Source organism: Pseudomonas sp. S3_B08, assembly GCF_054667725.1.
Window position 1 is genome coordinate 3,550,488 of the sequence record NZ_CP162750.1, and the last position, 10,441, is coordinate 3,560,928.

Below are 10,441 nucleotides of genomic sequence, written 5' to 3' on the forward strand. Positions count from 1 at the left end.
GGTGTGCATTTCCATTCGGAATGCCCACCGCTACCGATCATGGTTCAAATGTACGGATCTTGAATAATCGCACATGACCTATTTCTTCCTTATCGATAATTTTTGCTTCGTACCTTTCTAGATTTTTGATTCCCTGAGCAAAACCAGGACCATAGTTCGTCTCCAGAACATAAAATTCTTTCGGGTGACTGGGCAACGACAAATCAGTTTTCAGCTTCTCTAAATTACTAACAAGCAGCGGAGATCCCAGCAACTTGAAATAGACACCAAACTGAATCGCATCAAGCGAATAGATTGGCAACACGTTTGACTTATTCATTACAGAGATGACGATATCTCTCATGTGCGTCTCGCGTGAGTACGGATTTTCAGGATCCCTCAGATAACTGATATCCCTGAATAAAGGCGTAGCAGAAAATGTCATCAATACCACCAGCATTAACACTTTTACTGGCACATCTCTTATATTGCCAACTGCGTACGCAGCCACCAGCAATACGGCGGGCAGAAGAAAAATAAAATTGCGTTGAGTTGTCACCGGGCGTAAGTAAACAGAACAGACATAGGGCACCACAATTCCTACTACCCCCCAGAACACAATCAGCCTGCAAGCAATTGCGCTTTCAGGATTTTGAGCCATCGACGCCAGCCCTGAAATTAAAATTACAGCGAGCAAAGCGGCCAGAAACGTATCTCCGAAATACAACAGGAAAACCTTGAAGAAAAAAACAGTTTCGGGTGGTTGAATCCAGAAATCCCGTAAAAAGCTACTCTCAGCGTACGATAAACCAGGAATTACGGTTAATGCGGCAAAAAATCCGGCGCAAATGAACCTGTATATAACTTGGCTGTGGACCTCGCTGCGCAAGATCATGTGAAGCAACACAAGCACTTGAGCAAAGACCGGCAGATAACCGAAGTAATGAGTATTTATCAGCGCGGCGGAAGTCAGCCAATAGCAAAAAAATCCTGCCCTCTGCCTCGACTTAAGCAGCGCAAGAAGATCACAAAAGACAAAACGGTAAGCAACGACAGAAGCGCATAAGAGCGAGTCTCTTGCGAATACTGAACCAAGAAACTATTGACCGCTGCCAACCACGCAACGATGAGCCCTACTTGTTCATCAAACAATTTGCGCCCGAGGAGGAATACAGAGGGAATCAACAGCACGCCGATTACCGCAGAGAGATACCGCCCTGTGTGTTCGCCAAACCCGACAGCCTGATAATAAGTCCACAGTAAAATCTGATAAAAGGGAGGATGAACGTCACTCAATGTAGTTCGATACACGTCAAAGAATCCATTTTGCGGATCGCTTACCGATACACTGAAGGCCTCATCCAGCCACAGGCCAGTAGCATCGATGTTGCGCAACCTTACATACAGGCCAAATCCAATTGCGCCAATCAGACACAGGTACATTGCCAATTTGTACTTTCGCGACGCAGTGTCCATTGTCATCTCCTCAGTAGTTACTCAGCCATGATCAAAACCGGCTACCGACCTCTTCCATAAAAGTGCAAGCATTCCCACCCCGACCGCCAACCACAACGTTACCAGCCGTAACAAAACCGTCGCCGCGATCGCATCTGCCAACCCGACTCCGCCTGAAACCAGCAGCGCTAGCATCGCTGCTTCGGCACTGCCCAAACCGCCCGGCATGAAACTCAGAGCCCCCGCCAACATGGCCACCGCATAAATAAAGATCGCTAACGTCAGGCTCACGTCCGCGCCCATCGCCTGCAAAATCCAGTAAAACGCCAATGCTTCAAGCCCCCAGGCCAGCAGGCTCAATAGCGTTGCGCCCATGACGCGACGAGGGGAGTGACAGCGGCGCGACTGACGCAATACCTGAACGGCATGCCCCAGCAACCGCGAGAATCTGTCGTGCCGTTGCTCAGTGCGACGATCAATCGCGCTGACAAGGCTTGGCGAAAACATCATCGATGTACCGCATACCAAGAGGACGAAACTGGCAATGATCATCGACAACCATTCCGGATGCGCGCTCAAGCCGAACAATGCCAGGCCCACCATCGCCAGCAGGTCCGCAAGCCGCTCACTGAACAGCGCGGCAAAGCTCTGTGCGTAAGGCACCTCCAAACGTTTGAGCAAAACACCGCGCAACGCCTCCCCGGCCTTGCCGGGAGTCGTCGTCAGGGCGAATCCGGCCAGGTAGATGTTCAAGCTCGGCCGCCAAGGCAACCGGTGACCCAAGGCAGACAGATAACCCTGCCAACGCAAAAAACGCAGACCGTATCCAAGCAAAACCACGCAGACGATTTGCCCGCACTGCCACCAACCCACTCGACTGACCGCCGCGCTCACCGCCGACCACCCACCCCACAGGGAAACAGCGAGATAAGCGAGGGCGGAGCAAATCACCGAGCCAATCAAAACGCGGTAACGCCACCCGGATAACCTCAGTGTCTGATTCACAGGTTCAGCCTCTTGAACAGCGGCTGCGGCATCACCCGAATCAGCCACATGATCACCGCCCAAAAGCCGGGCACATACAGCACCGCCACCTGTCGATTGATCCCTCTGACTATTCGCCGGGCAACCGTATCCGGTTGCGCTACAAGCACGGAGGGCAGCGCCAACCCTCGCGTCATGGGCGTGTCGACTAACCCAGGCTTTATCGTGATCACATGCACACCCGCTTTGAACAAGCGTACCCGCAAGCCTTCGCAGAACGTGGAAACGGCCGCCTTTGCCGCGCCGTACAGGTAATTGGAAGGTCGTCCTCGATCCCCGGCAACCGAGGAAATGACCGCCAGCGTGCCGTGCTGCTGGACAACCATGCGATTTGCCAACAGCGTCAACAGCGCGATCATTGAACTGCCGTTATTGGCGAACTGCTCCATGGCCTGTTCAACGTGTTGTTCGCACGCGTACTGATCTGGCAGCGAGCCATAGGCAATCAGACAGATATCCACCGTCTGCAACGTCGCCAGGCATTTCTCGTACATGACCGGATGTGCCGCGATATCACTGGCGTCCATGACGTACGTGGTCACGGCTCTGGCACCTCGAACCTGAAGATCGACGCTGGTTTGCTGGAGTTTTTGCGCATCCCTGCCGACCAGGAACAATTCGCTGCGATCAGCCGCCCACAATCGTGCGCAAGCGCAGGCAATCGCCGAGGTGGCGCCCACAATCAGTATTTTTTTCATCGAGTGACTCGCTGCCAGAAACGGGACATCAGGGTCGGATCGCGCATCGCTTCCAACTGCTCCCAAGCGGGATAGGCCTGGCGAAAATCGCTGCCGCTCATGTGAGCGTCCTTGGCCGGATACAAGCGCCCCCCGGCTTCACGGACGATGGCATCGAGACGCGACAGAAGTTTTCTCGTCAGTTCATTGTTCTGTGGAAAGTCCAGCGCCAATGAAGTACCGGGCATAGGAAAGGAAAGCCATCCCGGCGAAGGAATGTCGCCACAACGCTTGAGCACCGCGAGGAAGGAGCCACTGCCGCTACGCGCAATCGACTTGAGTAATTCGGCCAGTGCCACGGCTGCAACCGAGGCCGGCAATACGCACTGAAATTGCTGGAAACCTCTGCGTCCGTAGATGCGATTCCAGTTTTCGATACGGTCCAACGGATAGAAGAACGAGCTGTAGGCAACCTTTTTATGTTGTCCGTTCGTTGGCTGCCGTTTCCAGTAGTGATAGTTGAACAGTTTCAAGGTGAGCGAATTGATTAGCGATACCGGAGGGCGGATCGGGACAGACAGAGAACGTGGTGCAGCGACCTCAAGGGGCCCCGCCTCGCAATGATCCCCAGCCGTGTAGCATCCGCGCCCTAGCGCATTGCCCTTGGCCAGGCAATCGATCCACGCGACGCTGTATTCATGCCGCGCATCCATGTCGGCCGACAGGGCAAAAAAGTCATCCAGACAGTCAAAACGCACCCGTGTGCTGTCGATCAGGCTGGACTGGATCTTGCGCAGACGAATGCGCACCCAGGTAATCACGCCCGTCAGGCCGAGCCCGCCGATGGTGGCGGCAAACCACTGTGGGTTTAGCGTCGCCGAGCACACCATCGGCGATTGCATGGAACGGTGCAGCCCGAAACACACCAGCGAATGGGCAAACGTGCCGCAGCGATGGTGATTTTTCCCGTGGACGTCATTGGCCACCGCCCCACCCAGCGTTACATGCCGCGTACCGGGTGTGACGGGCAAAAACCAGCCACGGGGAATGGCGAGTTGTAAAATCTCGCCCAGTGTCACGCCGGCCTCAGCGCAGATCTCACCCTTTTCCCAGTCGGCTTCGATGAAGCGGTTCAGGGGACGTAATTGCAGCACATGATCGCTTGCGGCCATGCAGCTATCGCCATAGCTGCGCCCATTGCCAAACGGCAAAGTTGTCCCGTGTGATTCGATCAACTGCTGCCACTGCGGTCCGATATCCGCTTGCCAGTGGCAGGGACGACCACTCTGCGGGGCATAGGGATAGTTTCCCCAGGAAGCCAGCGAGGCCATCATGCCGCCACCCAGAAAATCAGACAGAACACTGTTCCCATCACCAGACTCAAGCGATCACGCAGTGCGAAAACCACCGGATCCTCATTCATGCGGCCGCGATGCGTCAGCAGCCAGATACGAGTGATCCAGAACAGCATCAATGGGCAGGCAAACCAGAGCCATCGGGGATATGCATACAACTCGGTAGTTGCGCTGTCATGGATGTAAAGCGCCAGCACCAGGACAGCGAGATAACCGGATGCGGCCCCCAAAGAGGAGAGCATTGCCAGGTCCGCAGGAAAGTAGTCGCGGCCGCCGGTCTTACCGGTGATGCCGCCGTGCAGCGCCAGCAACAGCTCGGCATAGCGCTTGACCAGCGCGAGGCTCAAAAACATGAACATGGAAAAAGCCAGCATCCACCCCGTCAGGTCGAGCCCGAAAGCGGCGCCACCGGCAATGATGCGCAAGGTGTAAAGCAGCGCCAAAGCGATGACATCCAGCGCCATCAACCTCTTGAGCACCAGCGAATACACCAGCGTCAGGCCGTAATAGCAGGCCAGCACGGCAATGAATGGGTGAGGCAGCCACAACCACGCGCCGATGAACGACACTGACAACAGCAGGGGGAAAATCAGCAGACCGGACTGGATGGATAACGAACCATTGGCGAAGGGTCGATTGCGTTTGCTCGGGTGCCTGCGATCATCGTTCAGGTCGAGCAAGTCGTTCAGAAGATAGACGCTGGATGCACACAAGCCGAAAAGCATGAAGGCCAGCAAGCCGCGCCCCAATAGCAGCGGGTTGGCCACTTGATGCGCTGCAAGCAGGGGAACGAAAATCAGCACATTCTTCATCCATTGATGAATGCGCAAGGCTTTGTACAAACTTCTGAAATACGTAACGCGAGAGTGAACCACCTGGACTACGTTATCCAGATGCCGGGCGGCACGTTGGACTCCCGCTAGCGGATTGACGATATAAGCTTGCCTGGCCGACCGCCAGATCGGCAGATCGTCCAGCGAATTGCCGATGTAATCGAAACTTTTCTCCCCATATAACGCCACCAGCGCATCACGTTTGTTCGTTCCCGAAAGGTTCTGCTCGAGGGTTGAACCCAGAACGTCATCAAACACCTGCAGATGCTCGGCGATCCGCACTGCCAATGTGTAATGACTGGCTGTGGCGAGAACAATTTTCCGACCGGCGTTGCGCTGTTCCTCGATCATCCGGAGTACGTCGGGATCATAGGGCAAAGTCGCGAGATCGACGTCCGATGTCATTGCCAGTCGATCTTTCAGATACGCCTTGCCGTGCCAGAGCCAGGGAAAGAGTTTCAGGCAGTGCAATGGTTTGCTGCGGACAAAGGACATCACGCATTCGAACAGCAGATCAGATTTGACGAGGGTACCGTCCAGATCAACTACGAAGGGCATTGAAGCAGCGCAGGACGCTGACATCGGCAGTACGTCAGGCGGAGAGACGTTCATGCCCGTCGCCCTGGAAAAAGGACAAAGCGGAAAACGCAGTACCCTAAAACAATATTCACCAGCGAAAACGAAGCGACCGTCACAAGCCCCGACAAGCGCCAGACATCCCCAATGACACCCACGCCAAAACTCACGCCGCCCATCAGGCCGATGAACATCAGATAGGGAAATACCGGCGTTTCCCTTTCAAAGATATAAAGCATGTTCAGATAGAAAGAGAGCGCAGCAGCTACGCAGAACGCCGCAAAGTTGCTGGCCGCCTGACTCAGGGCGGCCGCCTGACAGAGCACGAAAAATATCTGCCAATGGATGAGCGCATCGGCCACTCCGATGGCGGTGGTTGCAGAGAATCCTTTCATGGTGAGGGCCAGCCGCTGCCAGAGGACGGACCTCCAAACTAGGCCAGAGCTTGAAGACGGTCTACTGTCAGAAATTACAGGTCGAGGGCTTTATCCGACCAGCGGTCATCTTGTCGTACTCACGTGTCAATAGCTCTTCCCGTGCGATTTTAAGGCGTTGACCGTTAATCGCCTTGCCCATAAAACCCAAAAGCCCCGATCTCTCGATCAGGGCTTCGTTGTTTACGCACTTAAGGTTCAAGAAACCGAACGCACCGAACCTTGCGTCACTTGCGTCGGCTGCAACTTGAACACGTAAAACAACACCGTCAGCAGCACAAGAAACGCCGGTCCCACATACAGCGCCACGCGGGTATCCGGGAAGTACGCCATCAGGCCGACCACCAGTACCAGGAACGCCAGCGCGAAGTACGAGCTGACCGGGTACAGCCACATCTTGTACTTGAGCCCGGCACGTTCGCTGGCGCTCAGGCCTTTGCGGAATTTCAGCTGGGCGAGGAGGATCATCACCCAGGTCCAGATCGCACCGAAGGTGGCGATCGAGGTGACCCAGACGAAGACTTTTTCCGGTACCAGATAGTTGAGCATTACGCCCAGCAGCAACACCGCGATCGACAGCAGCAGTGCCCGGCGTGGCACACCGTTGTTCGAGGTCTTGGCGAAGCCCGCCGGGGCCTGACCGTTCTGCGCCAGGCTGTAGAGCATGCGCCCGGTGCTGAAGATGCCGCCGTTGCATGACGACAGCGCCGCAGTAATCACCACGAAATTGATGATGCCGGCGGCGGTCTTGATGCCCAGACGCTCGAAGGTCATCACGAACGGGCTGCCCTGGGTGCCGATTTCATTCCACGGGTAGATCGACAGGATGACGAACAGCGCGCCGACGTAGAACAGCAGGATCCGCCAGAACACCGAGCCGATTGCGTCAGGAATGGTCTTCTGTGGGTTCTTCGCCTCACCGGCAGTCAGGCCGATCATCTCGACACCGAGGTAGGCGAACATGACCATTTGCAGTGACATCAGCACACCGGTCACGCCGTTGGGCATGAAACCGCCGTGCGCCCATAGATTGGAAATGCCCAGCGCCACGCCATCGTTACCGAAACCGAAAGCGATGATGCCGACGCCGCCAATGACCATGGCGATGATGGTGACGATCTTGATCAGGGCGAACCAGAATTCGAATTCGCCGAAGGCTTTGACTGCGATCAGGTTGATCGAGCCCATGCTGATCAGCGCTGCCAAGGCCCAGATCCAGCGCGGCACATCGGGGAACCAGATGCCCATGTACACGGCCACGGCGGTGATTTCCGCGACGCAGGTCACCAGCCACAGAAACCAGTAGTTCCAGCCGGTGAGAAAGCCGGCCAGCGGACCGAGATAATCCTGCGCGTAGCGGCTGAACGAACCGGCCACCGGGTTATGCACGGCCATTTCACCGAGGGCGCGCATGATCACCAGGATCGCCAGACCGCCAAGGATGTAAGAGAGCATGATCGCCGGCCCGGCCATCTGGATGGCTTTGGCCGAACCGAGAAACAGACCGACGCCGATACAGGCACCGAGCGCCATCAGGCGGATATGCCGTTCGCCGAGTTCACGTTTGAGCGGACCGCCCGAAGCGGTGTCGCCGTGCGGCAGAGGATTGCCAACTGGCATAGGGGTACAACCTCGTCTTGTTATTGGATATGACCACCGGGTTTCGAAGCATCGGCCGATAGGCCTTGGCTGGGCAGGAAACCGCGTCGGCTTCGTGGGCAGACGCGTCTTGCAGGGCAGGCCTGAAAGATCAGCGGGGCGTGCAGTATAAAAAGCTCAGGGCAGGATTTTTCACTCTAAAAGTCACAACATTCAGCGACAACTCTCGGCAATAGTGGGTTCTGCGGAGAGGCATTACCTGCATTACGTAGGAAAAGTCGCCACTGAAAAAGCCGCGAAGTATTGCACAGCAATGGTGCAGCGTCATGTTTCAGCCCTGGGGTATTTGATTCACTGTGCGATGTCTCTCCTCGCGTTACATCACGGATAAATCGCCCGGCGGATTCAGAAATTTCGCTCAACAGTTGCAGCGCCGACCGAGGCGGCCAACCACTAACCTTTGAAAAAGTCAGGAGCATATGCAAGGAAGCTCACATGCCAGTCCGCCCCAATTCCCACCGTCTGCGCCAAGGTCGTTTCTCGGAAAACGGTCGTGCCTACTTCATCACTTCTGTCATCCACGAACGCCAGCCTGTATTTGCAGATTGGCAGACAGGCCGATTACTGGTTGCAGAACTGCGCCGGGCTCATGAGCAAGGAGTCGCGCAATCCATCGCCTGGGTTGTCATGCCTGACCACTTTCATTGGCTGATGCAATTGCAACGCGGCTCACTTGGTGAAGTCATTGACGGTGTAAAGGCTCGCTGTACGCATGCGGTTAACAGAAAAACCGGACGTCACGGACCGCTGTGGCAAACCGGCTACCATGACCGAGCGATCCGTGACGGCGAGGACCTGGAGCCCATCGCCCGCTATATCATCAATAATCCCTTGCGAGCCGGGCTGGTCGATAACCTCGGTGATTACCCGCTTTGGGATACCTGCTGGCTCTGAGCGCAACAGCTCTCTGGAGTAAGTGAATTCATTCCTCACACAGACAACCTCCCGGGATGTGACAGCATCGCTGTGGCCAAGGAATCCACTGCTCGCACAGACACATCATGAGGATGTGAACAGCATCCTTGTGGCGAGGGGATTTATCCCCGCTCGGCTGCGCAGCAGTCGCAACTTCCTCAGACTCGGTGTGCCTGTAGAAACCGTGCTGGCAGGTTTTGGGGCTGCTTCGCGGCCCAGCGGGGATAAATCCCCTCGCCACAGGGAGTCCCCGCATGACTGATGAATCGGCTAGCCACAGGGAGTCCATCGCTCGCACAGACACATCATGAGGATGTGAACAGCATCCTTGTGGCGAGGGGATTTATCCCCGCTCGGCTGCGTAGCAGGCGCAATTTGCTCACATGCGGTGGGCCTGTAGAAACTGTGGTGGCAGGTTTTGGGGCTGCTTTGCAGCCCAGCGGGGATAAATCCCCTCGCCACAGGGAGTCCCTGCAAGACTGATAAATCGGCTAGCCGCCTGAATTCCTCACACTGACAACATCCCGGCATGGGAACAGCCTCTTTGTGGCGAGGGGATTTATCCCCGCTCGGCTGCGTAGCAGGCGCAATTTGCTCACATGCGGTGTGCCTGTAGAAACCGTGCTGGCAAGTTTTGGGGCTGCTTTGCAGCCCGACGGGGATAAATCCCCTCGCCACAGGGAGTCCCCGCATGACTGATAAATCGGCTAGCCGCCTGAATCCCTCACACTGACAACATCCCGGCATGTGAACAGCCTCTTTGTGGCGAGGGGATTTATCCCCGCTCGGCTGCGTAGCAGGCGCAACTTGCTCACATGCGGTGTGCCTGTAGAAACCGTGCTGGCAGGTTTTGGGGCTGCTTTGCAGCCCAACGGGGATGAATCCCCTCGCCACAGGGAGTCCCCGTATGACTGATAAATCGGCTAGCCAACTGAATCCATGCCCACACAGACACATCATGGGGATGTGAGCAGCATCCTTGTGGCGAGGGGATTTATCCCCGCTCGGCTGCGTAGCAGGCGCAACTTGCTGACATGCGGTGTGCCTGCGTAAACCGTGCTGGCAGGTTTTGGGGCTGCTTTGCAGCCCAGCGGGGATAAATCCCCTCGCCACAGGGAGTCCCCGCATGACTGATAAATCGGCTAGCCAACTGAATCCATGCCCACGCAGACACATCATGAGGATGTGAGCAGCATCCTTGTGGCGAGGGGATTTATCCCCGCTCGGCTGCGCAGCAGGCGCAACTTGCTCAGACTCGGTGTGCCTTTAGAAACTGTGGTGGCAGGTTTTGGGGCTGCTTTGCAGCCCAGCGGGGATGAATCCCCTCGCCACAGGGAGTTCCTGCATGGCTGATAAATCGGCTAGCCGCCTGAATTCGTCACACTGACAACATCCCGGCATGGGAACAGCCTCTTTGTGGCGAGGGGATTTATCCCCGCTCGGCTGCGTAGCAGGCGTAATTTGCTCACATGCGGTGGGCCTGTAGAAACTGTGGTGGCAGGTTTTGGGGCTGC

Annotated in this window: 9 protein-coding genes; 1 reads left to right on the forward strand and 8 read right to left on the reverse strand. The window is 56.0% G+C overall.

Translation table 11 applies throughout. The features are described from left to right. Window positions 1–37 precede the first annotated feature (37 nt). From AB4N73_RS16020 to AB4N73_RS16055, 8 genes are all read right to left on the reverse strand, one after another. The gene (locus tag AB4N73_RS16020) at window positions 38–874 is read right to left on the reverse strand and encodes a hypothetical protein (protein WP_460142297.1); all 837 of its coding nucleotides are present in this window, start codon (window positions 872–874) and stop codon (window positions 38–40) included. 74 nt (window positions 875–948) lie between these two features. Beyond that, the gene (locus AB4N73_RS16025) at window positions 949–1,455 is read right to left on the reverse strand and encodes a glycosyltransferase family 39 protein (protein WP_460142298.1); all 507 of its coding nucleotides are present in this window, start codon (window positions 1,453–1,455) and stop codon (window positions 949–951) included. A gap of 21 nt (window positions 1,456–1,476) precedes the next feature. Continuing rightward, a complete protein-coding gene (locus tag AB4N73_RS16030) occupies window positions 1,477–2,439 on the reverse strand; it encodes a lysylphosphatidylglycerol synthase transmembrane domain-containing protein (protein WP_457265405.1) in 963 nt (320 codons plus the stop codon). After that, window positions 2,436–3,176, reverse strand: coding sequence for an SDR family oxidoreductase (locus AB4N73_RS16035; RefSeq protein WP_041479891.1), 741 nt, complete (start codon window positions 3,174–3,176; stop codon window positions 2,436–2,438). The genes AB4N73_RS16030 and AB4N73_RS16035 overlap by 4 nt, the downstream gene beginning before the upstream one ends. Further along, window positions 3,173–4,489: an FAD-binding oxidoreductase gene (locus AB4N73_RS16040; protein ID WP_460142299.1), complete on the reverse strand. Its 1,317-nt coding sequence runs from the start codon at window positions 4,487–4,489 to the stop codon at window positions 3,173–3,175. The genes AB4N73_RS16035 and AB4N73_RS16040 overlap by 4 nt, the downstream gene beginning before the upstream one ends. Then, window positions 4,486–5,925: a UbiA family prenyltransferase gene (locus AB4N73_RS16045; protein WP_252878191.1), complete on the reverse strand. Its 1,440-nt coding sequence runs from the start codon at window positions 5,923–5,925 to the stop codon at window positions 4,486–4,488. Before AB4N73_RS16045 ends, AB4N73_RS16040 begins: the two co-directional genes overlap by 4 nt. Before the next feature lie 26 nt (window positions 5,926–5,951). Beyond that, window positions 5,952–6,314, reverse strand: a complete 363-nt coding sequence (locus AB4N73_RS16050; RefSeq protein ID WP_095181734.1) for a GtrA family protein — start codon at window positions 6,312–6,314, stop codon at window positions 5,952–5,954. Between the two features lie 237 nt (window positions 6,315–6,551). Further along, entirely contained in the window at window positions 6,552–7,973 is a 1,422-nt protein-coding gene (locus AB4N73_RS16055) for an amino acid permease (protein WP_095181733.1), read from the reverse strand. A 474-nt stretch (window positions 7,974–8,447) separates the two neighbouring features. Here AB4N73_RS16055 and AB4N73_RS16060 point away from each other — a divergent pair, with 474 nt between their 5' ends. Then, the gene (locus AB4N73_RS16060) at window positions 8,448–8,906 is read left to right on the forward strand and encodes an REP-associated tyrosine transposase (RefSeq protein ID WP_460142300.1); all 459 of its coding nucleotides are present in this window, start codon (window positions 8,448–8,450) and stop codon (window positions 8,904–8,906) included. Window positions 8,907–10,441: the final 1,535 nt, after the last annotated feature.